24 protein-coding genes are annotated in these 26,490 nt (G+C 72.2%); 10 read left to right on the top strand and 14 right to left on the bottom strand.

Features of this window, described 5'->3' with window-relative positions:
* Positions 1-22: 22 nt before the first annotated feature.
* The gene (locus ACFWBW_RS07115; RefSeq protein WP_385369178.1) at positions 23-664 is read right to left on the bottom strand and encodes a response regulator; all 642 of its coding nucleotides are present in this window, start codon (positions 662-664) and stop codon (positions 23-25) included.
* Complete coding sequence (locus tag ACFWBW_RS07110) at positions 661-1,944, bottom strand: sensor histidine kinase (protein ID WP_385369176.1); 1,284 nt, start codon at positions 1,942-1,944, stop codon at positions 661-663. Before ACFWBW_RS07110 ends, ACFWBW_RS07115 begins: the two co-directional genes overlap by 4 nt.
* A 107-nt stretch (positions 1,945-2,051) precedes the next feature.
* Between ACFWBW_RS07110 and ACFWBW_RS07105 the strand changes: the two genes are divergently transcribed.
* Together ACFWBW_RS07105 and ACFWBW_RS07100 are read left to right on the top strand one after the other, a co-directional pair.
* Complete coding sequence (locus ACFWBW_RS07105; RefSeq protein WP_385369174.1) at positions 2,052-2,621, top strand: hypothetical protein; 570 nt, start codon at positions 2,052-2,054, stop codon at positions 2,619-2,621.
* A gap of 139 nt (positions 2,622-2,760) precedes the next feature.
* Complete coding sequence (locus ACFWBW_RS07100) at positions 2,761-3,879, top strand: hypothetical protein (protein ID WP_385369172.1); 1,119 nt, start codon at positions 2,761-2,763, stop codon at positions 3,877-3,879.
* Between the two features lie 62 nt (positions 3,880-3,941).
* Here ACFWBW_RS07100 and ACFWBW_RS07095 read toward each other — a convergent pair whose 3' ends face one another.
* Positions 3,942-4,514 (bottom strand): cob(I)yrinic acid a,c-diamide adenosyltransferase, encoded by a 573-nt coding sequence (locus ACFWBW_RS07095; RefSeq protein WP_385369170.1) that lies wholly within the window; start codon positions 4,512-4,514, stop codon positions 3,942-3,944.
* A 215-nt stretch (positions 4,515-4,729) separates the two neighbouring features.
* On the opposite strand from ACFWBW_RS07095, the gene ACFWBW_RS07090 reads away from it, so the two are divergent.
* From ACFWBW_RS07090 to ACFWBW_RS07080, 3 genes are all read left to right on the top strand, one after another.
* Positions 4,730-5,578, top strand: a complete 849-nt coding sequence (locus ACFWBW_RS07090; RefSeq protein WP_250744745.1) for a 3-hydroxyacyl-CoA dehydrogenase family protein — start codon at positions 4,730-4,732, stop codon at positions 5,576-5,578.
* Between the two features lie 159 nt (positions 5,579-5,737).
* Complete coding sequence (locus ACFWBW_RS07085) at positions 5,738-6,061, top strand: STAS domain-containing protein (RefSeq protein ID WP_243336243.1); 324 nt, start codon at positions 5,738-5,740, stop codon at positions 6,059-6,061.
* Between the two features lie 212 nt (positions 6,062-6,273).
* Positions 6,274-9,147, top strand: coding sequence for an ATP-binding protein (locus tag ACFWBW_RS07080; protein WP_385369168.1), 2,874 nt, complete (start codon positions 6,274-6,276; stop codon positions 9,145-9,147).
* Between the two features lie 31 nt (positions 9,148-9,178).
* Here ACFWBW_RS07080 and nucS read toward each other — a convergent pair whose 3' ends face one another.
* Positions 9,179-9,850 carry an endonuclease NucS gene (gene nucS / locus ACFWBW_RS07075; protein WP_327304507.1) on the bottom strand — a complete coding sequence of 224 codons (672 nt, stop codon included), beginning with the start codon at positions 9,848-9,850 and terminating at the stop codon, positions 9,179-9,181.
* A 220-nt stretch (positions 9,851-10,070) separates the two neighbouring features.
* On the opposite strand from nucS, the gene ACFWBW_RS07070 reads away from it, so the two are divergent.
* Positions 10,071-10,463 (top strand): SCO5389 family protein, encoded by a 393-nt coding sequence (locus ACFWBW_RS07070; protein WP_243336246.1) that lies wholly within the window; start codon positions 10,071-10,073, stop codon positions 10,461-10,463.
* A 114-nt stretch (positions 10,464-10,577) separates the two neighbouring features.
* Here ACFWBW_RS07070 and ACFWBW_RS07065 read toward each other — a convergent pair whose 3' ends face one another.
* A complete protein-coding gene (locus tag ACFWBW_RS07065; protein ID WP_385369165.1) occupies positions 10,578-11,609 on the bottom strand; it encodes an LLM class flavin-dependent oxidoreductase in 1,032 nt (343 codons plus the stop codon).
* A gap of 241 nt (positions 11,610-11,850) precedes the next feature.
* Here ACFWBW_RS07065 and ACFWBW_RS07060 point away from each other — a divergent pair, with 241 nt between their 5' ends.
* Positions 11,851-12,192 carry an ATP/GTP-binding protein gene (locus tag ACFWBW_RS07060; RefSeq protein WP_254384262.1) on the top strand — a complete coding sequence of 114 codons (342 nt, stop codon included), beginning with the start codon at positions 11,851-11,853 and terminating at the stop codon, positions 12,190-12,192.
* Here the strand turns inward: ACFWBW_RS07060 and ACFWBW_RS07055 are convergent.
* From ACFWBW_RS07055 to mce, 7 genes are all read right to left on the bottom strand, one after another.
* Positions 12,189-13,052, bottom strand: a complete 864-nt coding sequence (locus ACFWBW_RS07055; protein ID WP_385369163.1) for an ABC transporter permease — start codon at positions 13,050-13,052, stop codon at positions 12,189-12,191. The genes ACFWBW_RS07060 and ACFWBW_RS07055 overlap by 4 nt on opposite strands.
* Complete coding sequence (locus tag ACFWBW_RS07050; protein ID WP_385369161.1) at positions 13,049-14,236, bottom strand: ABC transporter ATP-binding protein; 1,188 nt, start codon at positions 14,234-14,236, stop codon at positions 13,049-13,051. The genes ACFWBW_RS07055 and ACFWBW_RS07050 overlap by 4 nt, the downstream gene beginning before the upstream one ends.
* Positions 14,237-14,390: 154 nt before the next feature.
* Positions 14,391-15,170, bottom strand: coding sequence for an ABC transporter permease subunit (locus tag ACFWBW_RS07045; RefSeq protein ID WP_385369354.1), 780 nt, complete (start codon positions 15,168-15,170; stop codon positions 14,391-14,393).
* Positions 15,171-15,172: 2 nt separating this feature from the next.
* Entirely contained in the window at positions 15,173-16,195 is a 1,023-nt protein-coding gene (locus ACFWBW_RS07040; RefSeq protein ID WP_385369159.1) for an ABC transporter ATP-binding protein, read from the bottom strand.
* A gap of 113 nt (positions 16,196-16,308) precedes the next feature.
* Positions 16,309-17,247, bottom strand: coding sequence for a cellulose-binding protein (locus tag ACFWBW_RS07035; RefSeq protein WP_243336252.1), 939 nt, complete (start codon positions 17,245-17,247; stop codon positions 16,309-16,311).
* A 202-nt stretch (positions 17,248-17,449) separates the two neighbouring features.
* The gene (gene scy / locus ACFWBW_RS07030; protein WP_385369157.1) at positions 17,450-22,039 is read right to left on the bottom strand and encodes a polarized growth protein Scy; all 4,590 of its coding nucleotides are present in this window, start codon (positions 22,037-22,039) and stop codon (positions 17,450-17,452) included.
* Positions 22,040-22,220: 181 nt separating this feature from the next.
* On the bottom strand, positions 22,221-22,649 hold the full coding sequence (mce, locus tag ACFWBW_RS07025) for a methylmalonyl-CoA epimerase (protein WP_073773050.1): 429 nt from the start codon (positions 22,647-22,649) through the stop codon (positions 22,221-22,223).
* A 137-nt stretch (positions 22,650-22,786) separates the two neighbouring features.
* Between mce and ACFWBW_RS07020 the strand changes: the two genes are divergently transcribed.
* The 3 genes from ACFWBW_RS07020 to ACFWBW_RS07010 all read left to right on the top strand — a co-directional run bounded on the left by ACFWBW_RS07020 (position 22,787) and on the right by ACFWBW_RS07010 (position 25,188).
* Positions 22,787-23,983 (top strand): acetyl-CoA C-acetyltransferase, encoded by a 1,197-nt coding sequence (locus tag ACFWBW_RS07020; RefSeq protein ID WP_385369156.1) that lies wholly within the window; start codon positions 22,787-22,789, stop codon positions 23,981-23,983.
* A gap of 76 nt (positions 23,984-24,059) precedes the next feature.
* Positions 24,060-25,073: a methylmalonyl Co-A mutase-associated GTPase MeaB gene (gene meaB / locus ACFWBW_RS07015; protein WP_385369154.1), complete on the top strand. Its 1,014-nt coding sequence runs from the start codon at positions 24,060-24,062 to the stop codon at positions 25,071-25,073.
* 40 nt (positions 25,074-25,113) lie between these two features.
* Positions 25,114-25,188 carry a 50S ribosomal protein bL37 gene (locus ACFWBW_RS07010; protein WP_099895366.1) on the top strand — a complete coding sequence of 25 codons (75 nt, stop codon included), beginning with the start codon at positions 25,114-25,116 and terminating at the stop codon, positions 25,186-25,188.
* A gap of 75 nt (positions 25,189-25,263) precedes the next feature.
* On the opposite strand, the gene ACFWBW_RS07005 is transcribed toward ACFWBW_RS07010, so the two are convergent.
* A complete protein-coding gene (locus tag ACFWBW_RS07005; protein WP_385369152.1) occupies positions 25,264-25,827 on the bottom strand; it encodes a PepSY domain-containing protein in 564 nt (187 codons plus the stop codon).
* Positions 25,828-25,946: 119 nt separating this feature from the next.
* Positions 25,947-26,423 carry a MarR family winged helix-turn-helix transcriptional regulator gene (locus tag ACFWBW_RS07000; protein ID WP_385369352.1) on the bottom strand — a complete coding sequence of 159 codons (477 nt, stop codon included), beginning with the start codon at positions 26,421-26,423 and terminating at the stop codon, positions 25,947-25,949.
* Positions 26,424-26,490: the final 67 nt, after the last annotated feature.

The raw sequence follows: 26,490 nt of genomic DNA, 5'->3' as shown, positions 1-26,490 counted from the left end.
AAATATTTCCGGCCGGATTCGGCTAGAGCCCCAACTCCTGCGCCAGGACGGCTGCTTGGACCCGGCTGCGCAGCTCCAGCTTGGCCAGCACCCGGCTGACGTGGGTCTTCGCCGTCGCCTCCGCCATCTCCAGGCGCACCGCGATCTCCGCGTTCGACAGACCCTCGCCCAGGCAGCCCAGGACCTCCCGCTCGCGCGGGGTCAGCGACTCCACCGTCGCCGGTACGGGGACCCGTACGGGCCGTGGATCCGCGAATTCGGCGATCAGCCGCCGGGTCACCGCCGGGGCGATCAGGCCTTCCCCGCGCGCGACGGTCCGTACCGCCGCGATCAGCTCCGCCGCGTCCGCGTCCTTCAGCAGGAAGCCCGACGCGCCCGCGCGCAGCGCGCCGAAGACGTACTCGTCCAGGTCGAAGGTGGTGAGCACGAGGACGTCGGCCAGACCCTCCGCGACCACCTGGCGGGTCGCCGACACCCCGTCCAGGCGCGGCATCTGCACGTCCATGAGCACGAGGTCGGGCCGCAGCTCGCGGGCCAGGCGCACGGCCTCCTCCCCGTCCGCGGCCTCGCCCGCCACCTCGATGTCGCCGGCGCTGCGCAGGATCAGGACCAGCCCGGCCCGCACCGCGCTCTGGTCCTCCGCCACCACGACCCTGATCGTCACTTGCGTACCGCCTCTTCTTCCACGGGCAGCGTCGCCCGGACCCGCCAGACCGCGTCCGCGCGGCCCGCTTCGAATGTTCCGCCGAGCAGTTCCGTCCGCTCGCGCATGCCGATCAGGCCGGCTCCGGAGCCGGGCGCGCGGGGGCCGGGGCGTTCCCCGTAGGGGGAGTCGACCGCGACGTGCAGCGCGCCGCCACCGCTCCTGGTCCCGGCTCCGGTGTGCTCACGGGCCAGGCGGACGGTGACCGTGCCCGGGGCGGCGTGCTTGAGTGCGTTGGTCAGGGACTCCTGGACGATCCGGTACGCGGCCAGCTCCACCGGGGTGGGCAGGGGCTCCCCGGACGGCCGGTCGTCGACGAAGGCGAAGTCCAGCCCGCTCGCGGCCCCGTTCGTACGGGCCTGGTCCAGCAGGGCGTCCAGCCCGCCCAGCGAGGGGGTGGCGACGGCCTCCTGCCCGGCGCCCGCGTCCCGCAGCAGCCCGATCAGACGGCGCATCTCGGCCAGCCCCTGCACGCTGTTCTCCCGGATCACCCCGAGCGCCTCGCGGCTGGTGGCGGGGGAGTCGATGGAGAGCGCGGCGGTGGAGTGGATGGCGATGGCGGAGAGGTGGTTGGCCACCATGTCGTGCAGTTCGCGGGCCATCCGGGCACGCTCGGCGACGACCGCCTGCGACCGGTCCATTTCGGCCAGCAGGGCGGTCTGCTCGGCGCGCAGCCGGGCGGCCACGGCGGCCTCCCGGTGGTTGCGCAGGGTGGCACCGGTCAGGGCGGGGCCGAAGCTCACGATGCCGGTGACCACGCCGATCAGCAGTGCCTGCGGGGTGCGCAGCCAGGCGACCGAGGCGATGGTCACGGCGATGGTGATCAGGCCGGTGGTCACGGGGAGGCGGCGGGCCATGGCCGGTTTGCCGTAGACGACGGCCGCGTACATCAGGTCGGTGAAGATCAGGATGGTGGCCAGGTTGCCCACGGTGAACTGGTCGGCGATCAGCCCCGCGGTGCCGACGGCCAGGGTCACCCGGGGCATGCTGCGGCGCAGCAGCTCCATCGCGCCGAGCACGAGGAGCGGGACCAGGGCGGCCCAGGCCGGGAACAGGTCCCGGGTGGGGGAGCTGTGCACCCCGAGCGACCACAGGAGCAGGCCGGCGGCCACGCTGGACACGGCGAGCAGCACGTCGTCGCGGTGCGGCGGCGGGATCTTGAGGGTCACGGCCCCATCCAACAGGCTGCGGCGGGGGCGGGCGTCGCCATCGCGGCTGCCTTTTCGGACGGGTCCGTACATCGAAGGATGCAGGACGGCCCCGCGGCGTTCGTCATCGGCGACGAGGAATCGGTGCGAAACCGGGGGGAAGCTGGAGGCATCCCCCCACCACAGGAACGGAGACTCCCGTGCTCGTCACCCTGATCATCGCCTGTGAAGTCGGCTTCTGGGTCCTGCTGGCCGGCGGCCTGGCCCTGCGCTACCTCGCGAAGATGCCGAAGACCGGCGCGGCCGTCCTGCTGTGCGAGCCGCTCCTGGAGCTGGTGCTGCTGATCGCCACCGCGGTGGACCTGCGCGGCGGCGCCGAACCGGACTGGAAGCACGGGCTCGCCGCGCTCTACCTCGGCTACACCGTCGCCTACGGGCACTACACCGTGCGCTGGCTCGACGGCCACGCCGCGTACCGGCTGGCCGGGGGCCCGAAGCCGGCCGGCGCCGGTCACGGCATGGCGCGGGCCGTCCACGAATGGAAGCTGGTCGGGCGGACCCTCCTCGCGGCGGCCGTCGCGGCCGGCCTGCTGCAGGCCGCCATCTGGTACGTCGGCGGTTCGGGCGACACCTCCGTGCTGCGCGGATGGCAGCTCACGGCCCTGCGCGTGGTGGGCATCCACGCACTGATCGCCGTCACCTACACGGTGTGGCCGAAGCGGGCACCGGTGGCGAAGGCCGCCGCGCGCGACTCCGTGGACGCGCCCTAGGTTTCCAGTGGACGTTCCGCGCTACGGCAGTCGGCTGGTTCGCGGCCGACTCGGTGGCGCGGGCCGGGCGGTTCCCGGGCTCGAGCTGATAGGCCGTCACCTGTCACTCTCCCGTAGCTCACCGCAAAGGGGCTGGTCCATGCCGGGCACACCGATGATCCGCCGACGATTCCACCGCCTGCTCACCGCGTCCCTGGGTGCCCTGCTCGCGGTCGCGGTGCAGGCCGCTCCCGCCCGGGCCGATGTGGGGGACATGACGGAGTATCCGGTCCCGACCCCCGCGAGCTTCCCTGCCGGGATCACGGCGGGACCGGACCGGGCGCTGTGGTTCACCGAGTCCGGTGCCAACAAGATCGGGCGCATCACGACCGGCGGCACCGTCACCGAGTTCGCCGTACCCAGCGAGGCGAGCTTCCCCTTCGACATCACACAGGGCCCCGACCGCGCCCTGTGGTTCACCGAGGGTGCGACCGACAAGATCGGGCGCATCACGACCTCGGGCACGGTCACCGAGTTCCCCCTGCCCGTGGCGGGCAGTTTTCCCACGGGCATCACGCTCGGCGCCGACCGGGCCCTGTGGTTCACCGAGAACGGCACGAACAAGATCGGGCGGATGCGGCTCGACGGAACCGTCACCGAGTACGCCATCCCCACACCGGACAGCTTCCCGTACCACATCGCCGCCGGACCCGGCGGTGTGTGGTTCACGGAGGTGATCGCGGGCAAGATCGGCCGCGTCGACCACTCGGGCAACGTGACCGAGTACCCGCTGCCCACCGGTTTCGAGTTCCCGATCGACATCGCGGCCGGCCCCGGCGGGATGTGGTTCACCGCGTCCGAGCAGATCGGGCGGATCACCCCGACGGGCACCATCACGCTCTTCCCCCGGCCGAACCCGGTCGGAGGTGCCGACGGCATCACCCGCGGGCCCGACGGGAACATGTGGTACGCCGACCAGCTCGGTGTCATCGGGCGGATCACCCCGACGGGGGAGGTCACCGAGTTCCCGGTGCCGGGCGGCGCGGAGAAGGTGCCCTTCAACATCGCGACGGGGCCCGACCGGAACGTCTGGTTCACCGAACTCTTCGGCGACGCCATCGGCCGGGTCGACGCCCTCCCGGGCCGGGGCCACGACGCCCCGCACGCCGCCGCCCCGCAGCCGGTACCGGGTGACGGGCACGCGCGCCACGAGCGCCCGCGCCCCTTCCTGCCCTGCGGCACCGGGACACCGCCGGGGGCGGCGCCGTTCTGCCGCTGACGACACATCGGGACGTTCCGCACCGGTACGGCCGGGCGGGACGTCCTACTGCTGTGACCGCACTAGCGGTCGCCGCCCGGGACCCACAGGACGTCGCCGACCTCCTTGTTGGCCGTGCGGGCCAGGATGAAGAGGAGGTCGGAGAGGCGGTTGAGGTAGGTGGCCGTCAGCGGGTTCATGACCTCGCCGTGCGCCTCCAGGGCCGCCCACGTGGAGCGCTCGGCGCGCCGGACCACCGTGCAGGCCTGGTGCAGGAGGGCCGCGCCGGGGGTGCCGCCGGGGAGGATGAAGCTGCGGAGCTTCTCCAGCTCGCCGTTGAAGAGGTCGCAGTCGGCCTCCAGCTTGTCCACGTAGAACTGCTCGACGCGCAGCGGCGGGTACTCGGGGTTCTCCACGACCGGGGTGCAGAGGTCGGCGCCCACGTCGAACAGGTCGTTCTGCACACGGACCAGGACCTTCACGACATCGGCGGGCAGTGAACCGAGTGCGATGGCCGTCCCGATGGCCGCGTTGGCCTCGTTGGCGTCGGCGTACGCCGAGATCCGCAGATCGGTCTTGGCCGTGCGGCTCATGTCGCCCAGTGCGGTCGTGCCCTGGTCGCCGGTACGGGTGTAGATGCGCGTGAGGTTCACCATGCCGCCAGCCTAGTGCGGGCCAACTGCAGGCCCCTGTCGCACTGCTGGGCCGTCCCGGTGTGATGTCCGTCATCTGAGACGTGACGCGTGTTACTTCGCGGTCACCGGACCCCTCTCGGACGCTAGTCTCCGCCGGAGAACGCACGAGGCTGTGCCGTATCTGAGGCCGTGTCCTGTTGAAGGCCGTGTCCTCTTCAAAGAACTTGGGGTGTGCAGTGGCTGGGAAGCTCGCCGTCATCGGTGCCGGACTGATGGGTTCCGGAATCGCGCAGGTCTCCGCCCAGGCGGGTTGGGACGTCGTGCTGCGCGATGTGACCGATGCCGCTCTGACGCGCGGTACCGACGGGATCAAGGCCTCGTACGACAGGTTCGTCTCCAAGGGCAAGCTGACGGCCGAGGACGCCGAGGCGGCGCTCGCCCGCATCACCACGACCACCGAGCTCGAAGCGGTCGCCGACGCCGACATCGTCGTCGAGGCCGTCTTCGAGAAGCTCGAGGTCAAGCACGAGATCTTCCGCGCGCTCGACAAGCTGGTGCGCGAGGACGCGATCCTGGCCTCCAACACCTCCGCCATCCCGATCACCAAGATCGCGGCCGTGACGGAGCGTCCGGAGCGGGTCGTCGGCGCGCACTTCTTCTCGCCGGTCCCGATGATGCAGCTGTGCGAGCTCGTGCGCGGCTACAAGACGAGCGACGAAACCCTCGCCACCACCCGGGCGTTCGCCGAGTCGGTCGGCAAGACCTGCATCGTCGTCAACCGCGACGTCGCCGGATTCGTGACGACCCGCCTCATTTCGGCACTGGTCGTCGAAGCGGCGAAACTGTACGAATCGGGCGTGGCCTCGGCCGAGGACATCGACATCGCCTGCAAGCTCGGCTTCGGGCACGCGATGGGCCCGCTGGCCACCGCGGACCTCACGGGCGTCGACATCCTGCTGCACGCCACCAGCAACATCTACACGGAGTCCCAGGACGAGAAGTTCGCGCCGCCGGAGCTGATGCGCCGCATGGTGGACGCGGGCGACATCGGCCGCAAGAGCGGTCAGGGCTTCTACAAGCACTGAGCACCAGTTCGAATGCCTGCACCCCAGAGGGTGAATTAGGTATCGGTTCGCTCACGGTCGGCAACTTCCCTGCCCCTGAGGCAGTCAGTTGCAGTGAGAGTTGCCGACCACGGACCAGTCGGACCATACGCAATCAGTACCGCGCTGCCGGGAGTACACATGCACATCAGGGGCGACCACGCCGAACTCGCAGTCGGGGGTCGCCTCGACGTGCGCAGCGCGGCGGACGCCCGTACGGTCCTGCACACCGCCCTGGACGACGGTCACGGCGACCTCGTGCTGGACCTCACCGGGCTCGACTCCTGGGACGCGACGGGCCTCGGCGTGATCATGGGCGCCCACCGCCGCGCCGGCCGGACCGGCCGCCGGCTCGTCCTGCGCGGGGTCCCGCCGCAGATGCAGCGGCTGCTCGTGGCCACCCGGCTGCACCGGATCCTCGCGATCGAGGGCGGGCTCGAGGCGGAGTCGCTGCCGCGCGCGTGACGCCCGTACCCGTTTCGAGCGCGCGCGCTCTGCCCTGCCGGGCCTGCTTCACAGGGCCTGCGCGAACGTAACGGTCCGGTGGTGAAGGCACCCCTGCGGTTCCCGCCCCGCCGGGCACGGTCTAGGGTTCGGGCGGAAACCGGACCAGTAGCGACAGCGGCGTGAGCGAAGGCCGGGCGAGACGGCGCACGGCGCGATCGGGGGACTTGGTCATGGACCGCAGCAGCACACAGGGGCAGGCCGACCCGGCGGAGCAGCCGGCACGGGTGGTGACGCTGACGTCCGGGGACCTCACCCTCACCGTGAACCCCGTCGACGGCAGCGAGATCGTCCGGACGCACCGCCCCGGCGGCGAGCCCGCCCCCGCCCCGGTCAAGCGCACCCCCGCCGCCCGCGCCTCCGCGGCAGCCGCCGCACGGCCCCCCGTACCGCCGGGCGCCCCCTCCGGCACGCGCCCCCTGCTGGGCCGCGAAGAGGAAGTCGAACGCCTCGTACGCCTCCTCACGCGCGGCCGCTCCGTACGGCTGACCGGACCGGCCGGATCCGGGCGCACGGCGCTGCTCGACGCGGTCGCCGACGCCTGCGCCGACCTCGCCCCCGACGGGGTCGTACGGCTCTGCGGGCACGGGCACCAGCAGCCCGGCGAGCTGCTCCAGGCGCTGTACGCCACCGTGTACGAGGCTCCGGCGGAACGCCCCGACCGGGCCGGGCTCCTCGCCCGGGTGGCGGAGATAGGGGCCGTCGTCCTCGTCGACGACCTCGACATGGGCGGCACCGCCCTCGATGAACTGCTGCGGGCCACGCCGGAGTGCGCGTACCTGCTGACCGCCACCCCCGACACCCGGGCCCCCTCCGACGGCTCGCACCTCGAAGAGGTCTTCCTCGGCGGACTGGCCCGCGCCGACTGCGTGGCCCTGCTCGAAGCCGGCACCGGCCGGGCCCTGACGGACGCGGAAACGGCCTGGGCCGGCGACCTGAGCTTCGCCTCCGAAGGGCTGCCGATGCGCTTCGTGCAGGCGGCCGCGCTCCTGCGCCAGCGCGACGAGCTCAACCGGACCGGCCACGTCGACGAGGCCGACGAGGGCGAGGAGCCCGGCGTCTTCCAGGAGAAGCCGCGCGACACCGTCTTCGTGCCGCTGCCCACGCTGGCCGAGGGCGCCGCTCCGGCGGAGCTGCTCGCCTCGCGGGTCAGCGAGTCGGCGCGGGCCGCACTGCGGATCGCGTGCGCGCTCGGCGGGGAACTGCCGCACCACGCGCACCTGCCCGCGCTGGTCGGCGACACGCACGCCGACACGGCCGTCGCCGAGCTGCTCGACTGCGGGCTGCTGAGCCCCGTCGGGACGCGCCACCGGCTGGCCGCCGGAGTCGCGCGACAGCTGGAGGAGATCGGCTACGGGGACACCGCGGCCGAGGAGGCCCGTACGGCCGCCCGCCACTACGCCTGGTGGACCGGGCACGCCTCGGTCAACCCCGCGCGGGTCGCGGCGGAGGCCGACGCGGTGCTCGCGGCGCTGGCCGGGGCCGATGTGGTGGCCGCGGTACTGCTCGCGCGGACGGCCGCACCGGCGTTCGCGGCCTCGCTGCACTGGGAGGCCTGGGAGCGGGTGCTGCGCGCGGGCGCGGAGGCCGCGCGCAAGGCCGGGGAGGTCGCGGAGCAGGCGTACTTCCACCACGAGCTGGGCGTACTGGCCCTGTGCGAGGGCCGCCTCGACCGGGCGCGGGCCGAGCTGGAGGCCTCGATCGGGCTGCGCGGAGCGCTGGCCGACAAGCGGGGGACGGTCGCGGGACGGCGTGCGCTGGCCCTGGTCACCGACCGCGAGGCGGCGGAGGTCCAGATATCACCGCCGCTGCGACTGGCTCCGCCGGCTGCGTCTGCGGCGGGGGCCGCAGGAGCGGCGAAGCCGGCCGGGCCCGGCCGGCCGGGGGCGGGGGCACCGGACGCTCCGGGAGCTCCCGGTGTCCTGCCGGTCCGGGGTCTGCCGGGGCTTGCGCCGGGTGCGGGGGCCGCGCTGCTTCCTGGGGCTGCCGGTGCTGCCGCACCGACTCCCGGGCTTCCTGCTCTTCCCGGGTCTCCCGGGCTTCCGCCGGCCGGCGGGACTTCGCAGCTTCCTGCGGCTCCCGGGGCTGAGGGGACGCCGCTTGCTCCTGGTGCTCCTGGTGCTGCTGGTGCTGCTGCTGGTGCTGTCGGGGGAGCGGGGGCTCAGCCCTTCCCTGAGGTTCGCCTGGTTCTGGGCGGTCCCGGTGTTTCCGGTGCCGCAGGGGCTTCGTTGGCTGCCGGTGCTGCCGGTGCTGCCGGTGCTGCCGGTGCTGCCGGTGCTGCCGGTGCTGCCGGTGCGCAGTCCGCGCCTCTGGCGCCCTCGGCTCCCGTGACTCCGGCGGCCCTGTCGAAGCGCACGCCGGGTACCCGGCCCGGGGCGGGTACCGCCTCCGTGTCCGAGAGCGCCGCGACGCGGGTTCCGGACTCCTTCACGACGGTGGTGCCCGCGGTGGCGCCGCCGGGCTCCGTCGCGCCCGCGACCCTGGCCGAGGTCTTCGAGGACGCCTTCCCGCTCACCCCCGAGCCGGCTCCGGCGCCCAGGACGATGCCCGAGCCGAAGCCGAGACCCGGCCGCAAGCCGATGCTGCTGGCCGCGGCCGGTGCGGTGACCGTCGTGGTGCTGGGCACGGTGGTCGCCCTGGCCATGACCACCGAGGACGAGAAGCCGCCCGTACAGGCGCCGGCGGTCTCCACGGCGCCGAGCTCGGAGGAGGCGCAGCCGCAGCCGAGTACGGGGGACCCGAGCGGAGGCGACCCCTCGCCGGAGCCGGAGGCCTCGTCGCCCACCTCGCAGGCACCGAGTGCGACCCCGTCGCCGAGCACGTCCCCCTCGGCGACTCCGACGCCTACGCCGACTCCGTCGTCGTCGAGCTCGGTGAAGCCGCCTTCGCCGCCGGTGACGAGCTCGGCCCCGCCGGTGAGCAGCCCGCCGCCCTCCCCGAGCCCGTCCGGCTCCACGTCCCCGCCCGTGACACAGGGCCCCACGGCCACGGCGACCGTGACGAAACCCCCCGCGGACACGGGCGAGACGGAGACCGCGGCCCCCTGACGGCCCGTCCGAGCCGCCGGGGCAGCTCCTCCTAGAACAGGCGGAGCTTGTCGTCCTCGATGCCGCGCATCGCGTTGTAGTCGAGGACGACGCAGTCCATGCCGCGGTCGTTCGCCAGGACGCGGGCCTGGGGCTTGATCTCCTGGGCCGCGAAGACGCCCTTGACGGGTGCCAGGTGCGGGTCCCGGTTCAGGAGCTCCAGGTACCGCGTGAGCTGTTCGACGCCGTCGATCTCACCGCGGCGCTTGATCTCCACCGCCACCGTCGCCCCGGAGGCGTCCCGGCACAGGATGTCGACCGGTCCGATCGCGGTCATGTACTCGCGGCGGATCAGCGTGTAGCCCTCGCCGAGGGTCTCGATCCGGTCGGCCAGGAGCTCCTGCAGGTGGGCCTCGACCCCGTCCTTGATCAGACCCGGGTCGATGCCCAGCTCGTGCGAGGAGTCGTGGAGGACTTCCTCCATGGTGATGATGAGCTTCTCGCCCGCCTTGTTGACGACGGTCCAGACGCCGGCTTCGTCGCCGCTCCCCTCCTTGAGGGTGCACGGCGGCGACATCCAGTTGAGCGGTTTGTACGCTCGGTCGTCCGCGTGGATCGAGACACTGCCGTCGGCCTTCACGAGGATCAGACGGGGTGCCGAGGGCAGATGGGCGGTGAGCCGGCCCGCGTAATCGACGGAGCAGCGGGCAATGACGAGACGCATGGTCGGCAACGCTACTCGACGAGAAGGCCTGCACGCGATTCGCCCCCGAAAGCCCCGTTCGAGGATGGCGCGTTGTATGCGCATTCTCCTGGTGCGGTACCCGACGGGCGCCTACCGTGGTGAGCGGGAGGTTGCGAAGCGTGCACGCTGCGTCGCGATCTCCCTCCCTGCCCGTAAGGCTCCGGCAACCCAATCGGCCGGAGTCGCGAGAGGAGAACCCATGTCGCTCGACGTCTCACCGGCCCTACTCGAACAGGCCGAGCGAGGCGAGGTCGACGAAGCCGCATTCGTCGACTGCGTCCGGACCTCCCTGCCCTACGCATGGGAGATGATCAGCTCGCTGGTGGCCCAGCTCAAGGTGGACGGCGGACAGTTCGCCGACAACCAGACGCCGCCGCCGGACGAGCAGGCGCGTGGCCAGCTGCTGCGCGCTCTCGCGAGTGACGCGATACGGGGTGCGCTGCAGCGCCACTTCGGAGTGCGCCTGGCATTCCAGAACTGCCACCGGGTAGCGGTGTTCCCGCTGGACTCCTCGGTGGACGACCGGCTGGCCAAGTTCACTTCGATCCGAGGTCAGCTGCTCAACCAGTCGCCCGAAATGCGCGACTGCTAGCAAGAGGACCGTACGAACAGCAGGACCAGCACGACCAGTACGACCGCACTCCGCACCTCCGTACGACCGGTACCCCGCTGCCGCTCCGGTGCCAACGGAGCGGCAGCCCTGGTCTCAGCCGAGCCGGGGAAGCACCTCGGCGCCGAGGCGCCGGAGGTTCTCCTCGGTCGCGGCGAGGTCGCCCGATCCCTCCGTCAGCAGGGCGAACCGCGTGATCCCCGTACGTTCCGACGTGGCCGCGAGCCGGTCGGCCGCCAGCTTCGGTGTGCCCACGGGGTGGAGATCGCACAGCAGCTCGGTGTACGCGACCGGGTCCCGCATCGCCCGCTGCCGTCCGTCCACCGTGACGTGCGCGTCCAGGCCCTGCTTGAGCCAGCCCGGCATCGCCTTCAGCAGCGTCTCGCGGGCGTCCGCCGTCCGGTCCGCCAACTGGCAGACCCCCGCCGAGACGTGGCCCGCCTCGGGCGAACGCCCCGCGGCCCGTGCCGTACGCCGCCACAGCTCGACCATGGCGGCCTTGTCCTCGTCCCCGCAGTGCATGCCCAGCAGCATCGGCAGTCCGCGCTCCGCGGCCATCCGTACCGAGCCGGGGGAGGTGCAGGCGACGATCAGTTCCGGCCCTGTCCCGTCGCCGTGCAGCGCCTCCGACGCGCGCGGTACGACGGCCACTTCGCGGAAGCCGTACCGGCCGCCCGCCTCGGCCCCGGGTGCCCCCACGCGCGGCTCGCGCAGCCAGCGCCGCAACAGGTCCAGGTCCTCCGGGAAGCGGTTCTCGTACGCGTCGAGCCCGCCGCCGAAGACCTCCAGGTCCACCCAGGGGCCGCCCCGGCCCACCCCCAGGGTGAACCGCCCCTCCGAGGTCAGGTGCAGCAGGGCCGCCTGTTCGCCCAGGGTCACCGGGTGGGTGCTCGGCAGTACGCTCACCGCCGTCCCCACGCGCAGCCGCCGGGTGCGGCCCAGCATCAGGGCCGCCAGCGTCACCGCGGACGGGCAGACCCCGTACGGGACGAAGTGGTGCTCGGCGAGCCAGACCGAGTCGAGCCCGGCCTCCTCGGCCACTTCGGCAGTCCGCACCGCCCGGTGCAGTGCCTCGCCCTGTCCCTGTCCCGGGAACTGGGCCGCCAGTACAAATGCTCCTACGCGCATCGCCTTTAGCCTCCTCGCGGCTGACGCGGCCTCCCCCAGGCGGACCGTTTTCCTCATCGGCAACAACGTCTGACACGTGCCAAAGGCACGGCCTCACCGGAAAGTTATTGGGATTGTCAGGCCAGTCGCGCCCACCGGCTGCCCGGTACTACGGTCGTCTTCGGCCACCCTGCGGGTACCCGGGCTCGCTGCGCGTAGTCTGGGAGAAAGTCACTGCCGTCCGCCCATCCGTGAGGTATACGTGTCACCGCGCCACAACCGCCCCAGGGGCGGCGAGAATCCAGCCGATCGTTCGGACCAGGGCTCGGGCCCGGGCAGTCTGGACCGGTACGGCCTGGAGCGCACGGAGGAGTACCAGGGCGAGGACTGGAAGGTCCGGCACGTCGCGGGCGCGAGCGCCGCGGGCAAGCGCTACCGCTGCCCCGGCTGCGACCAGGAGATCCCCTCCGGCACCCCGCACCTCGTGGCCTGGCCCGAGTACGGCGGGGTCGACGACCGCCGGCACTGGCACAAGGCCTGCTGGAACGCGAAGGACCGCCGCACCTCCAAGGTGCAGCGGTCCCGCAACGCTCCCAAGTATTAGACGTCCCTGCGGCCGACCACCACGTACGAGGCGGCGACCGCGGCGCCCGTCACCACGAGGATCAGTGCCATGTGGCTCAGGCTGCCCGGGAGCGCCATGCCGGCGCCCGACGACGGGTCGGAGGCGTTGGTCGGCATGCCGAACAGCTCCATCATCGCCACCGGCGCGTTGAACTGGAGCAGGGTCCGGCCGACCGGGGCGACGGCCTCCCAGATGCTGAGCACCGCCCCTATCACCGGCGGCAGCGTGACGACGCCGAGCATCACGGCGATCGCCCCCGCGGAGTGCCGCACCAGCGCCCCGATCGCCAGGGCCAGGACGCCGAGCAGGGTGACGTACAGGCTGCCCACGAGCCCGGAGGCCCACTCGGAGGGCGGGTGCGGCCCGGCGCCGGGGCCGTCGCGCAGGATCGACGCGGCCAGCCCCACCAGGCAGACCGACCCGGCCGTGGTGAGGTACGCGGTGATGCCGAAGACCAGGTACTTCGCGGTGAGCACCCGGTACCGGTCGGGGGCTGCCGTGAAGGTGGTGCGGACCAGTCCGGTGCCGTACTCGGAGGTGATCGTCAGCACCCCGAGCACCATCACCGCGAGCTGGCCGACCAGCAGCCCGAACAGGGCGGGGGCGATGAACGGCATCTGCTCGTAGTCCAGGGAGCTGGTCTGCACGATGACCGTGCCGCCGATGCCGACGACGAGCAGCACCAGTGAGCCGAGCGTCCACATCGTGGAGCGCACCGAGGTCAGCTTGGTCCACTCCGAGGCCAGCGCGTGCCCCAGGTGCGGCCGGGGAGTCGGCAGCGGCGAGGTGTTGCCCGCCGGGCCTCGCTGCCCGGCGGTCGCGGTCGTCGGGGCGGTCATCGGGTGTCCTCGGGCTTCTGGGCGGGGGTGCGCACGAGGTCGGGGGAGTGCGTGCTCCCGGCGGAGGGCCCGGCCCCGGGGGCCGTGGCGCCGGGACCGGCGAGCTCACCGGGGCTGGTGGGCATCAGGAAGGGCCTGGAGCCGCTCCCGGGCGGCGGGGGCGCGAAGAAGCCCGCCTGCGGGACCTGGAGGGCCTCGGCCGCCTCCTCTTCCTCCCACTTCGGGACGCTCAGCGGTTCGGGCTCCCAGAGCTCGGCGCGCGGGTCCTCGGTGGAGGTGTACTCGACGGAGGACTGGGTCATCCGCATGTACGCCTCCTCCAGCGAGGCCCGGTGCGGCGACAGCTCCCACAGCCGTACGCCGGCCGCGTGCGCGAGGTCGGAGATCTGCGGCAGTTCCAGCCCGGTCACCCGCAGCGCGCCGTCGGGCTCCCGCAGGACCCGGCCGCCCGCCTTGGTGAGGACGGAGCCGAGGGTGTCCCAGCCGCCGGGGTCGGTGTCGGCCGTGCGGACCCGGGCGAATCCAGCCGAATTGTGGGTGATGAAGTCCTGGGTGCCCATGTCGGCCAGCAGCCGGCCCCGGCCGATCACGATCAGGTGGTCGGCGGTCAGCGCCATCTCGCTCATGAGGTGCGAGGAGACGAAGACGGTGCGGCCCTCGGAGGCGAGCCGGCGCATCAGATTGCGGACCCAGAGGATGCCCTCGGGGTCGAGGCCGTTGACCGGCTCGTCGAAGAGCAGCACCTGGGGGTCGCCGAGCAGTGCGGTCGCGATGCCGAGCCGCTGGCCCATGCCGAGCGAGAAGCCCTTGGCGCGCTGCCGGGCCACGTCCTGCAGCCCCACGACGCCCAGCACCTCGTCCACCCGCTTCTCGGGGATCCCGGAGAGCTGGGCGATCGACAGCAGGTGGGTGCGGGCCCGGCGGCCGCCGTGGACGGCCTTGGCGTCGAGCAGGGCTCCGACGTGCCGCTGGGCGTTCGGGAGCTCGCGGAAGGGCAGGCCGTTGATCGTGACCCGGCCGGCGGTGGGCCGGTCCAGGCCGACGATCATGCGCATCGTGGTGGACTTCCCGGAGCCGTTGGGCCCCAGGAATCCCGTCACGTGACCGGGCTTGACCTGGAAGGAAAGGTCGTCGACAGCGGTCTTCGCGCCGAAGCGCTTGGTCAGGCCGACTGCCTCGATCATCTTGCTGCCCCTTGCCAGGCCGGGACGACATTCGCCCGCGTAAGGGTTAAGAGGATATCCAGTCCCTTGCGGTTCCACGTCGTCCCGGACCCTGAGCTACCCCTGAGAACAGACCCGGGGATCCCCCGTACGACCCGGGGGATCCCGTAGTACGTCAGGCGTCCCTCTTCTTGAGGACGAGGTAGCCGCCGAGCACGGCCGCCAGCACCCACAGGGCCATGATCCCGAATCCGCCCCAGGGGCCGTAGGGCACCTTCTCGCTGCCCATCGCGCCCGGGATCACCTGCATGATCTTGGATCCGGCCTGGTCGGGGAAGTACTGGGCCACCTTCCGGGTCGCCGGGACCGCCCCCAGGATGTTCGAGACCAGGAGGAAGAACGGCATCAGGATGCCGAGCGAGAGCATTGAGCTGCGCAGCATGGTGGCCACGCCCATGGAGAACAGCGCGAGCATCGCCATGTAGAGCCCGGCGCCGAAGACGGCGCGCAGCACGTTCGGCTCGTCGATGCCGATGCTGCGGTCGCCCAGGATCGCCTGTCCGATGAAGAAGGACGCGAAGCTGGTGATCAGACCCACGATCAGCGCGAGCCCGGTGGCGACGAGGAGCTTGCCGGCCAGGAAGCTGCTGCGCCGGGGTACCGCGGCGAGCGAGGTGCGGATCATGCCCGTGCTGTATTCGGTGCCCACGACCAGCACACCGAAGACGATCATCGCGAGCTGGCCGAGGGACATGCCGGCGAAGCTGGCGAGCGTCGGGTCGAAGGTGGCCTGCTCCTGCGCGGGCATGTCCTTGAAGGAGGAGTTGATGAACACGCAGAGCAGGGAGCTGATGCCGACGGTGACGAGGGCGGCGGAGGCCAGGGTCCAGACGGTCGAGCCGACCGAGCGGATCTTGGTCCACTCGGACTGGAGGACGGCGGGGAAGGCGGACATGGTCACTTACCGCCCTTGCGCTGCGCGTCGAAGCCGGCGCCCCAGGCGGGTACGTCGGCGGGCCGGGCCGGGTTGTCGGCGGCCATGCCGGGTCCCGCCGGGAATCCGGCCGCCCCCGGCGCGTGGGCGTGGTACTCGACGGAGTCGGCCGTCATGCGCATGAACGCTTCCTCCAGTGAAGCCCGCTGCGGGCTGAGTTCGTGCAGCACGATCTGGTGCTGGGCGGCCAGCTCGCCGAGCCGCTCCGACTCCACGCCGTCGATCTCCAGTGCGCCGGTGGCCGGGACGCTGATCGCGTCGATACCGGCCTCGTGCAGGACGTCCTTCAGCCGTTCCTGTTGCGGCGTGCGGACGCGCACGTAACTGCGGGAGTTCTGCTGGATGAAATCCGCCATGGACAGGTCGGCCAGCAGCTTTCCCTGTCCGATGACGACCAAATGCTCTGCGGTCAAGGCCATTTCGCTCATCAGATGAGAAGAAACGAAGATCGTCCTTCCCTCTGCCGCGAGCCCCTTCATCAGATTGCGGATCCAGAGAATTCCCTCCGGGTCCAGACCATTGACGGGTTCGTCGAACATCAGGATCTCCGGGTCGCCGAGCAGCGCGGCGGCGATGCCGAGCCGCTGGCCCATGCCCAGTGAGAATCCCTTGGACTTCTTGTTCGCCACGGCCGTCAGGCCGACCAGGTCCAGTACGTGGGAAACCCGGCTGCGCGGGATCCGGTTCGCCTGGGCGAGGCAGAGCAGGTTGTTGTACGCGCTGCGGCCGCCGTGCATCGCCTTCGCGTCCAGCAGTGCCCCGATGTACTTCAGCGGCTCCGGCAGGTCCCGGTAGTGCTTCCCGTCGATCCGGACCGTACCGCTGGTCGGATTGTCGAGGTCGAGCATCATGCGCATGGTCGTCGACTTGCCCGCCCCGTTGGGGCCGAGGAAGCCGGTGACCACCCCCGGTCTGACCTGGAAGCTGAGGTTGTCCACGGCGGTCTTCGCGCCGAATCGTTTCGTAAGGCCCTCAAGCTCGATCATTACGCCACGCTAGAACGCCGAAGGGCCGAACGCCACCTCCTAAAGGTGACGCACGGCCCTACTTAGGTCGTGAAACGGGCGAACGGTACCGCCCGGTAACCGCGACGCGAAGGTCAGCGGCTCTGCTGCGCCGGAACGCCGCGGGTGACCGGCTCGTCGTCGATCGGCGCGGAGGCGGCCGCGACCGCGGCACCCGTCAGCGTCGCCAGCATCTCGCGGACGTTGGTGAGCTGCGCGTTGATCGAGTCGCGGCGGTTGGTGAGCGCCGCCAGCTCGCGCTCGGACTCGCTGCGGATCCGGTCGGCCTTGGCGTTCGCGTCGGCCACGATGTCCTCGGCCTGGCGCTGCGCGGTCTCCACGGTCTGGCGGGCGCGGCGCTCGGCGTCCGTACGGAGCTTCTCGGCCTCCAGGCGCAGCTGCTCCGCGCGGTGCTCGATCTCCGCGAGACGCTTCTCGGCCTTGGCCTGACGGCCGGCCAGGTCGCGCTCGGACTGCTCGCGGCGCTTGGCCAGGTTGGTCTCGAAGTCCGCGGCGGCCTGGGCGGCCTTGGCGCGGGTCTCCTCGAAGAGCGCGTCGGCCTCCTCGCGCTTGGAGGCGGCGTCCTTCTGGGCCTCGGTGCGCAGCGAAGCGGCGTCGCCCTTGGCCTTCTCGACGATCCGGACGCCCTCGTCCTCGGCGGTCGACTTCCGGTCGGCGGCGAACGACTCGGCGTCGTTGCGCACCTGCTGGGCGGCCGACTCGGCGAGCTCGCGGTGCTGCTCGGCCGCGCGACGGGCCTCCTCACGGAGGTCCTTCGCCTCCTCCTCGGCCAGGCGCAGGATCTTCTCGACCCGGGCGCCGAGACCGGCGTACGACGGCTCGGCGTCGTTCACCTGAGCCTGGGCGTTCTGCGTCTCGAGGTGCAACTCCTCGATCCGCTTTTCCAGAGAGTTGATACGTCCGAGGGCGCTGTCACGGTCGGAGACCAGCTTGGTGATGCGGTCGTCCACCTGACCGCGGTCGTAACCACGCCGCACGAGCTCGAAGCCGAAGGGGGAGGATGTGTCGCTCATGGGGTTCCTGTCGAATGAGACCGATGAGGTGCTACGCGGGGTGTTAGGTGTTAAGGGGAATCCTAGGCGCCAAAGCGGCGTGTCATCGAGTCAATCCGCGTTTGATCTGGACAATGACACCCCTTTTGAGTGGCAAGGCGACAGAATGCTTGTCACTCGTTCGCCTGAACCTCCATCAGGAGCACAGCGTCGAGCACACTGACTAGCCCTCTGACGTCTTGCCACCCGAACGAGTGGAACCCGCTGTCGCACCGGCCTTCACGCCCCCCGCGCCCTGGCCGCCGACCCCGGGCTTCGCGCCGGCCGAAGGCGCCTCGAATGATTCCAACGCCTCAAGAACGTCCTGGACACGGGAGATCTCCGCCTGAATGTCCTCGCGCCTGCGCACGAGGACCTCCAGCTCGCGCCGGCCCTCCTCGACGAGCCGCTCGGCCTCCGCCTTCGCCTCCGCGAGAGCGCCCTCGGCGGCCCGGACCAGCTCGGCCTTCTTCTGCTCGGCCTCCTTGAGCAGCGCCTCCGCCTTGCGCACCGCGGCGATGCGGACCTTGCTCGCCTCGCTGCTCGCGTCCGACACCAGCTCCTTGGCCTTCGCATCGGCCTCGACGCTCTGCTCGGTCGCCGCCCGCACCAGCTTGTCCACGCGCTCGCCGGCCGACTTCATCTGCTCGGCCGACTCACGGCGGGCCCGCTCGTGCAGCTCCTCGACCTCCGCCTCGACGCGGCCGCGCAGCTCCTCCGCCCGATCCCTTATGGCCGCAGCGTCGCTGCGCGCCCCGACCAGCAGCTCGTCGGCGTCCGTACGGGCCTTCTCCACCAGGGAGTTGCCCTCCACGGTCGCCTCCGAGGAGATCCGCGCCGCTTCCTTGCGCGCCGCGTCGACCATGGCGTCCGCCTGCTCCTCGGCCGCTGTCGTGGCGGCCAGAGCCTGCTTCTGCGCGTCCCCGGTGAGCTTCTCGGCCTCCGAGGAGGCCTCCGTGATGAGCCGGTCGACCTGGCTCGCGGCCTCGCTGCGGCGCTTGTTGGCCTCTTCGCGGGCCTCGTCCAGCACCCGCTCCGACTCGGTGCGCGCCTCGCTCCGGATCCGCTCCGCGTCGGTCGCGGCCTCGGCCTTGACCCGCTCGGCCTCGGACCGGGTACGGGTCGCGTGCTCCTGCGCCGAGGACAGCGCCTCGGAAGCCTCGGCCCGCAGCCGCTCGGCCTCGTTCGCCGCCTCGCCGACCGTGCGCTCGGTGTCCTTGCGGGTCTGCTCGGTGAGCCGGTCCGCCTCCGCGACGGCCTCGCCGATCAGGTGGTCCGCCTGCTCGGCGGCCTCGGTACGGATCCGGCCGGCCTCGGCACGCGCCTCGTCCAGGGTCCGTGTCGACTCCCGCTCGGCGCCCGCCAGGGTCTCGTTCGCCGCGACCGTGACCCGGTCCGCCTCCGCGGTGGCCTCGCCGATGATCCGGCCGCCCTCCGCGCGGGCGTCGTCCAGGGTGCGCGCCGCCTCGGCCCGCAGCCGGTCGGCCTCGGCCGCGGCCTCGCCGACGGTGGCCTCGTTGGCCGTGCGCGTCTCCTCGACCAGCCGGTCGCCCTCGGTGCGTGCGTCGACGAGGATCCCCGTCGCGTCCCGCTCGGCCCCGGCCAGCGTCTGCGCGGCCTGCGCCGTGAGCTGCTCCGCCTTCGCCTTCGCCGCGTCCAGGGCGGCGGCCGCCTCGGCGCGCAGCGCCTCGGCCGCGGCCTCGGCCTCGCCGACGGTCAGCGCGTTGGCCGCGCGGGTCTCCTCGGTGAGCCGCTCTGCTTCCGACGCCGCCTCGGTGATCAGGTGGTCCGCCTGCTCGGCGGCCTCCGTGCGCAGCCGGTTCGCCTCGGAACGGGCCTCGTCCAGTGTGCCCGCGGCCTCGGTACGGGTCGCCTCCGCCGCGGCCTCGGCCTCGGCCGTGAGCCGCGCCGCCTCCGCCGCGGCCTCGCCGACCGTGGCCTCGTTGGCCGCGCGGGTCTCCTCGGTGCGGCGCTCGGCCTCGGCCGTGGCCTCCGCGACGATCCGGCCGCCCTCGGTGCGTGCGGCCTCCAGGGCCTCCGCGGCCTCGCCGCGGATGCGGTTGGCATCGTCCCGGGCGTCGGCCTTCGTACGGGCCGCGTCGCGCTCGGAGGCGGCCAGCGCGTCGATGGCCTCCGTGCGCACCCGCTGCGCGTACTCCGCCGTGTCCGTGCGCAGCTGCTCGGCCTCGGCGATCGCGTCGCCGACCGTGCGCGCGGCCAGCTCCTTCGCCGCGTCCGTCTCGGTGCGCGCCTCACTGCGGACCCGGTTGGCGTCCTCGGTGGCCCGCTCCCGCTCCGCGTAGGCGTCGGCGCGGACCCGGCCGGACTCCTCCTCGGCCTCGGTCCTCGTACGCTCCGCCGCGTGCTCGGCCGCGCTGCGCAGCCCCGCGACCTCTTCCTCGGCCTGCTCGTGCAGCCCGGCCACGGCATCGCGCACCTGCTGGGCGGTGGCCTCGGCCGCCGCGACCACCTCGGACGCGCGCCGCTCGGCCTCCTCGGTGAGCCAGACCGCCTCGGCCGTGGCCTCCTCGGAACGCTTGCGGGCCTGGGCGAGGAGCTCCTCGCTCTCCTCCCGGGCCTGCGCCCGCTCGCTCTCCGCGTCCGTACGGGCCGAAGCCAGGGTCTCCTCGGACTCCCGGCGGCGCCGGGCGGCCTCGTCCTGCGCGGCGGCCAGCGCCTCGGCGGCCTCCTGCGCGACCCGCTCGGCGGCGGCCTTGGCCTCCGCGCGCAGCCGGTCCGCGGTCTCCTGCGCCTCGGAGCGCAGCCGCTCCGCCTCCGCCTCGGCCTCGCCGGTCAGCCGCACCGCGGTCTGCTCGGCCTCCGCGCGGACCCGGCCGGCGTCCTCGGCGGCGTCGGTGCGCAGCTGGGCGGCCTCCGCCTCCGACTGCGCCTGCAGCGTGCGGATCCGCTCCGCGGCCTCCGCGCGGAGCCGGTCGCTCTCCTCGGTGGTCTCCTTGCGGATGTTCTCGGCGGCGGCCCGGGCGTCGCGCAGGGTCTGCTCGGCGGTGGTCAGGCGTCCCTCGGCGTCGGTGTGCAGCCGGACGAGCTCCTCGTCGGCCTCCGTCCGCTTCGCCGCCAGCGCCCGCTCGGTCTCCTCGCGCCGTACGGCCGCCGCGGCGTCCGCCTCGGCCCGTACCGACTCCGCCTCCTCCTCGGCCTCCGCGCGCAGCCGCTCGGCCTCGGCGCGGGTCCGCTCCAGGGTCTCCTCGGCCTGCTTGCGCAGGGTGGTGGCCCGCTCGACGGCTTCGCCGCGGACCCGCTCGCTCTCCGCGTTGGCTCCGGAGCGCACCTCGTCGGCGTCGGCCCGGGACTTGCCCAGCAGCTCCTCGGCGGTGCGGGCCGCCTCCTCGATCTGCTGGACGGCCTCGCGGCGGGCCTCGCCGCGGATCCGCTCGCCCTCGGCGACGGCCTCGGCGCGCAGCTGCTCGGCCTCGCCGCGCAGCCGGCGGGCATCCTCCTGGAGCTCGACCGTACGGGCCCGGTACTCCTCCGTGTCGTCCTTCGCGGCGCCCTTGAGCTCATCGGCCGTGGCCGCGGCCTGGGCGCGCAGCCGCTCGGCCTCCGCCTCGGCCTCGCCGCGGATCCGCTCGGCCTCCTCGGACGCCGCCCGGGTGGTGGCGCGGGCGTCCTCCGAGGCCTTGTTCAGGACCTCCTCGGCGGTGCGGGCCGCCTTCGCCAGCTGGGCCGCCGTGTCCTCGGCCGCCGCGGTACGGGCCTGCTCGCCGGCCTCTTTGCGCAACCGCTCGGTCTGCGCGCGGGCATCGGCGAGCGCCTGCTCGGCCTCGGCCTTGAGGGTCTCGGCCTCCTTGTTGGCCTCGCCGACCAGGCGGGCCACCTGCTCCTTGGCCGTACGGGTGCGCTGCTCGTTGACGGATTCCGCCGAGGCGAGCTGCCGTGCGGCGCTCTCCTTGGCCTCCGCGAGCAGCTTCTCCGCGGCGGCGCGAGCCTCGCGCAGGGCCCCTTCGGCCTCCTGGGTGCGCTGCTCGGCGACCCGGCCCAGGTCCATCGTCTGGCGGCGGGTCTGCTCGGCCTCGGCGGAGGTGGTGGAGCGCAGCCGCTCCGCGTGCTCGGTGGCCTCCTGGGCCTGCGCGGAGGCGGCGGTCAGCAGCCGCTCGGCCTCCTTGCGGGCGCGCAGCAGCGTCGATTCGGCCTCGGCGCGGGCGGATTCGTTCTCGGAGGCGAGCCGGCGGGTGGCCTCGGAGGCGACCCGGGCGGCCTCGGCGCGGGCGGCGTTCAGGGTCTGCTCGGCCTCGACGCGGGACTCGTCCATGAGCCGGCGGGCCTGCGATTCGGTGCGGGCGCGCAACTGCTCGGCCCAGGCCACGTTCTCGTTGACGTGGGCTTCCACCGTCTGGCGGCGCTCGCTCAGCTCCTGGTCCAGGCGCTGGCGGCGGTTGACGGCCTCGGCGTGCAGTTCGGCCTGGAGGCGCGCCTGGTGCTCGGCGTGCTCCTGGAGGATGCGCTGGGTCTGCGCCCGTACGTCGCGCAGTTCGCGCTCGGCGTCGGACCGCATCTGGTCGGCCTGGATCTGGGCATTGCGGAGCAGCTGCTCCGCCTGGTAGCCCATGTCCGCGCCGTCGTAGGCGGGGCGGGACGCCAGATTGCGGCGTACCTCGTGGAGCTTGGCGCGCAGCACCTCGACCTGGTACCCCAGGTCATCGGCGTGCTGGACGGCCTTCCCGCGTTCCTTCTTCAGCCGCTCCATCTCGGCTTCGAAGCGCGAGAGATGGTCGGCCTCGGCCTGATGACTCTCCTGGCTTTCGTAGCCCCGCACAGCGCGGTCCCATCCGTCCCCTGGTCGCAAGCCCGATCCCAAACGAGCACCGTCCGCCCGCTGAACGACGCCCCCGGGGAATGGTGTCAGATTCCGGGTCGGGCGATACAGGCCCCGACCCCGTCTCCGCACCGAACCCCGGCCGAGCCAAAGCCACTCTACCGGCCGGGGAAACGGGACATCAGTGCTCGGGGCTGCTCGTGACCAGTTCGGTGAGGACGCCGTGGCAGTCCTTGGGGTGCAGGAAGGTGATGGAGGAGCCCATCGAGCCGGTGCGGGGCTGGTCGTAGAGGACGCGGACGCCCTTGCCGCGGATGGCCTCCGAGTCGCCCTGGACGTCCTCGGTGCCGAAGGCGATGTGGTGGACGCCCTCGCCGTTCTTGGCCAGCCACTTGCCGACCGCGGAGTCCTCGCGGGTGGGCTCCAGGAGCTGGAGGTAGGAGGCTCCGCCGTCGGAGGTCTCGTTGATCTTGAGCATGGCCTCGCGGACGCCCTGCTCCTCGTTGACCTCGGAGTGGAACACCTCGAAGCCGTACGTGGCACGGTAGAACTCAACCGTCTTGTCCAGGTCGAAGCAGGCGATCCCGATGTGGTCGATTCTTGTCAGCATGGACACAGTGCAGCGCTACCGGAGCCGGTTACGCAACGTGCGCGCGATCACACTGACGCGCCGGTGACGCCACGGGTACCGCTCAGTACATTCGGGTAAACCCTCGTTCACTCCTCATCTTCAAGGGGCTGTGCTCCATGTCCGGAACGAACAACACCACGTCAGTGATCGTCGCCGGGGCCCGCACGCCCATGGGGCGACTGCTCGGCTCGCTGAAGTCCTTCTCGGGTGCCGACCTCGGCGGCTTCGCCATCAAGTCCGCGCTGGAACGGGCCGGGATCTCCGGCGACCAGGTCCAGTACGTGATCATGGGCCAGGTGCTCCAGGCCGGTGCGGGCCAGATTCCGGCCCGCCAGGCCGCCGTCAAGGCCGGGATCCCCATGAACGTCCCCGCGCTCACCATCAACAAGGTGTGCCTGTCGGGTCTGGACGCCATCGCGCTGGCCGACCAGCTCATCCGCGCCGGGGAGTTCGACATCGTGGTCGCGGGCGGTCAGGAGTCCATGACCAACGCCCCGCACCTGCTGCCGAAGTCCCGTGAGGGCTTCAAGTACGGCGCCATCGAGATGCTGGACGCGATGGCCTACGACGGTCTCACCGACGCCTTCGAGAACATCCCGATGGGCCTGTCCACCGAGACGCACAACGGCCGCCTCGGCATCGAGCGGGCCCCGCAGGACGCGTTCGCGGCCACCTCCCACCAGCGCGCCGCCGCCGCGCAGAAGAACGGCGTCTTCGAGGCCGAGATCACCCCGGTCGAGATCCCGCAGCGCAAGGGCGAGCCGGTGGTGTTCTCGCAGGACGAGGGCATCCGGGCCGAGACCACGGTCGAGTCCCTCGGCAAGCTGCGTCCGGCCTTCGCGAAGGACGGCACCATCACCGCCGGCACCTCCTCGCAGATCAGCGACGGCGCCGCCGCCGTGGTCGTGATGAGCAAGGCCAAGGCCGAGGAGCTGGGCCTGGAGTGGCTCGCCGAGATCGGCGCCCACGGCAATGTGGCGGGTCCGGACAACTCGCTCCAGTCGCAGCCCTCCAATGCGATCCTGCACGCCCTGAAGAAGGAGGGCCTCGGCGTCGAGGACCTCGACCTCATCGAGATCAACGAGGCCTTCGCGGCGGTCGCCGTGCAGTCGATGAAGGACCTCGGCGTGACCCCGGAAAAGGTGAACGTCAACGGCGGCGCCATCGCCCTGGGTCACCCGATCGGCATGTCCGGCGCCCGCGTGGTGCTGCACCTGGCGCTGGAACTCAAGCGCCGCGGCGGCGGGGTCGGCGCGGCCGCCCTGTGCGGCGGCGGCGGCCAGGGCGACGCCCTGATCGTCCGCGTCCCGTAGGGGAGGGGCGGCCGCCCGGCCGCCCGCACCCGTATGTGTAGCCGTACCCGTACGAGAACCGAGGAGCGCAGCAAGAATGACGGCGGTGGACGTCCCCCAGCTGGTGGCCCAGGCCCGTGAGGGCAGGCCGCGAGCGGTCGCCCGGCTGATCTCGCTGGTCGAGGGGGCGTCCCCGCAGCTGCGCGAGGTGATGGCGGCGCTGGCGCCGCTCACGGGCAACGCGTACGTGGTGGGCCTCACCGGCTCCCCGGGCGTCGGCAAGTCCACGACGACCTCGGCGCTGGTCTCCGCGTACCGGCAGGCCGGCAAGCGGGTCGGCGTCCTGGCCGTCGACCCGTCCTCGCCGTTCAGCGGGGGCGCGCTGCTCGGCGACCGGGTGCGGATGTCGGACCACGCCTCCGACCCGGGGGTGTACATCCGCTCCATGGCCACCCGCGGCCACCTGGGCGGGCTCGCCTGGGCCGCCCCGCAGGCGATCCGGGTGCTGGACGCGGCCGGCTGCGAGGTGATCCTGGTCGAGACCGTCGGGGTCGGGCAGTCGGAGGTGGAGATCGCGGCGCAGGCCGACACCTCGGTGGTGCTGCTGGCCCCCGGGATGGGCGACGGGATCCAGGCCGCGAAGGCGGGCATCCTGGAGATCGGCGACGTCTACGTGGTGAACAAGGCCGACCGGGACGGCGCGGACGCCACCGCCCGGGAGCTGAACCACATGCTGAGCCTGGGGGAGTCCCGGGGCAAGGGCGACTGGCGGCCGCCGATCGTCAAGACGGTCGCGGCGCGCGGTACGGGCATCGACGAGCTGGTCGAGGCGCTGGAGAAGCACCGGGCGTGGATGGACGAGCGCGGGGTGCTGGCGCAGCGGCGTACGGCCCGGGCCGCGCGCGAGGTGGAAACGATCGCGATCACCGCGTTGCGGGCCCGGCTGGCCGACGTGCACGGCGACACCCACCTGGAGGCCCTGGCCGGGCGGGTGGCGGCGGGCGAGCTGGATCCGTACGCGGCCTCGGACGCACTGCTCGCGACCCTGACGGAAGCGGCGGAATCGGCGGAACCGACGGAACCGGATGCGGAGCCCGAGGGCCGGTCATAGACTGGCGAACGCCCGGAATGCCCCAACGCAGGGAGGTTTCATGGCGAAGCGCGGCAACAAGAAGCGAGCCCGCAAGAAGAAGAAGGCCAACCACGGAAAGCGTCCCAACGCCTGACCGTGCGGACTGACCACACACGGAAGCCGCACCCCGTCCACGGGGTGCGGCTTCCGTGCGTGTGGCGCGTGGGGCTCAGTTGTCCCCGTCGTCGTTGTCGGACTCGGAGGAGACCACCTTCGCCGTGGCCGTGTCCACGTGCACGTTCTGGGTCTTTCCGTCGGTCGTCTTGACCTCGACGTTCCAGGTGGCGGCGCGGCCGTTGCCGTCATCGTCTTCGTCCCACTCCACCGACCAGACCTTGCCGGGGTGGGCGGCCACGGCCGTCTTCATCGCCTGCTCGGCGGTCACCTTCGCGGCGAGCAGCGAGGCGTAGTCGTCGGCCTTCTGGTCGTCGTCCTGGTTCTCCTTGGTGACGCTGCCGCTCACGGCGTCCACTTCCAGCTCCGAGTGGGTGCCGTCCTTGCTGACGACGTCCACGTGCCAGATCGCGCCGTCGCGGTCCAGGGACTCGATGACTCCGGGGTTGGCCTTCAGGGCCGCCGCTGCCGCCGCCTCGGCGGTCACGTCGGCGCGCGCGGCCGTGGCCGCGGTCAGGGCCGTCGGCGTGGCGGCGGATGCCGTCGCCGCGGCCGCCACCGGGCCTCCCAGGGCCAGGACCACGGCCGCGGCCGCGGAAACGTACGTGTTGCGCTGCATGGCAGGACCTCCTCGGGCCGGCCATGTGCGCCTACGGTCGCTCGGCGTGGGCCGGCTGCGGATGCGTTGCCACCATTGTCCGGTGATCCGCCGCGATGGGCGCGCCGAGCGACCGGGGGTCAGGCTTTGCCGCGGTTCGCCCGCAGGTGCTCGGCGACCGGTCCCAGGGACGCGCGTAGAGCCGCGAGCGCCTCCGGCGGGAGCAGGTCGATGAAGTGCCGGCGGACGGACGCCACGTGGTGCGGGGCGACCTTGCGCATCGTCTCCATGCCCTCGGGGGTGAGGACGGCGTAGAGCCCGCGGCGGTCGGACTCGCAGTTCACGCGGCGGACGAGGCCCGCCGATTCCATGCGGGTGATCTGGTGGGAGAGCCGGCTCTTGGACTGCAGGGTGGACGTCGCGAGATCGCTCATCCGCATCCGGAGTTCCTCGGATTCGGAGAGGTTCACGAGGATCTCGTAGTCGTTGTTGGTGAGCCCGAACGGCTGGAGGTCCTTTTCCAGCTGGTGCGACAGCAGTCTGCTGACGTCCAGGTGGGTGCGCCAGGCGCACTGCTCGGCGTCGCTCAGCCAGGGGGTGGCCGTCTCGGTCTCGATGGTCTCCATGAAAGAACTCTACCTAAGAAGTTGAATTACGTACAAAAATACGGCGGAGTGAGAGGTT

The organism is Streptomyces sp. NPDC059957 (assembly GCF_042730015.1).
Lineage (GTDB): Bacteria > Actinomycetota > Actinomycetes > Streptomycetales > Streptomycetaceae > Streptomyces.
The sequence above is the reverse complement of the archived record's forward strand: the minus strand, read 5'-3'. Positions and strand labels throughout refer to the sequence as shown.

Excerpts from the sequence above, each read along its gene's own strand:
- ACFWBW_RS07110 (WP_385369176.1), bottom strand. The coding sequence starts at position 1,944 with ATGTACGGACCCGTCCGAAAAGGCAGCCGCGATGGCGACGCCCGCCCC.
- meaB (WP_385369154.1), top strand. The coding sequence starts at position 24,060 with ATGACGGCGGTGGACGTCCCCCAGCTGGTGGCCCAGGCCCGTGAGGGC.
- ACFWBW_RS07020 (WP_385369156.1), top strand. The coding sequence starts at position 22,787 with ATGTCCGGAACGAACAACACCACGTCAGTGATCGTCGCCGGGGCCCGC.
- mce (WP_073773050.1), bottom strand. The coding sequence starts at position 22,649 with ATGCTGACAAGAATCGACCACATCGGGATCGCCTGCTTCGACCTGGAC.
- ACFWBW_RS07080 (WP_385369168.1), top strand. The coding sequence starts at position 6,274 with ATGGACCGCAGCAGCACACAGGGGCAGGCCGACCCGGCGGAGCAGCCG.
- ACFWBW_RS07065 (WP_385369165.1), bottom strand. The coding sequence starts at position 11,609 with ATGCGCGTAGGAGCATTTGTACTGGCGGCCCAGTTCCCGGGACAGGGA.
- ACFWBW_RS07050 (WP_385369161.1), bottom strand. The coding sequence starts at position 14,236 with ATGATCGAGGCAGTCGGCCTGACCAAGCGCTTCGGCGCGAAGACCGCT.
- ACFWBW_RS07040 (WP_385369159.1), bottom strand. The coding sequence starts at position 16,195 with ATGATCGAGCTTGAGGGCCTTACGAAACGATTCGGCGCGAAGACCGCC.
- ACFWBW_RS07100 (WP_385369172.1), top strand. The coding sequence starts at position 2,761 with ATGCCGGGCACACCGATGATCCGCCGACGATTCCACCGCCTGCTCACC.
- nucS (WP_327304507.1), bottom strand. The coding sequence starts at position 9,850 with ATGCGTCTCGTCATTGCCCGCTGCTCCGTCGATTACGCGGGCCGGCTC.
- ACFWBW_RS07005 (WP_385369152.1), bottom strand. The coding sequence starts at position 25,827 with ATGCAGCGCAACACGTACGTTTCCGCGGCCGCGGCCGTGGTCCTGGCC.
- ACFWBW_RS07085 (WP_243336243.1), top strand. The coding sequence starts at position 5,738 with ATGCACATCAGGGGCGACCACGCCGAACTCGCAGTCGGGGGTCGCCTC.
- ACFWBW_RS07045 (WP_385369354.1), bottom strand. The coding sequence starts at position 15,170 with ATGTCCGCCTTCCCCGCCGTCCTCCAGTCCGAGTGGACCAAGATCCGC.
- ACFWBW_RS07035 (WP_243336252.1), bottom strand. The coding sequence starts at position 17,247 with ATGAGCGACACATCCTCCCCCTTCGGCTTCGAGCTCGTGCGGCGTGGT.
- ACFWBW_RS07095 (WP_385369170.1), bottom strand. The coding sequence starts at position 4,514 with ATGGTGAACCTCACGCGCATCTACACCCGTACCGGCGACCAGGGCACG.
- ACFWBW_RS07070 (WP_243336246.1), top strand. The coding sequence starts at position 10,071 with ATGTCGCTCGACGTCTCACCGGCCCTACTCGAACAGGCCGAGCGAGGC.
- ACFWBW_RS07055 (WP_385369163.1), bottom strand. The coding sequence starts at position 13,052 with ATGACCGCCCCGACGACCGCGACCGCCGGGCAGCGAGGCCCGGCGGGC.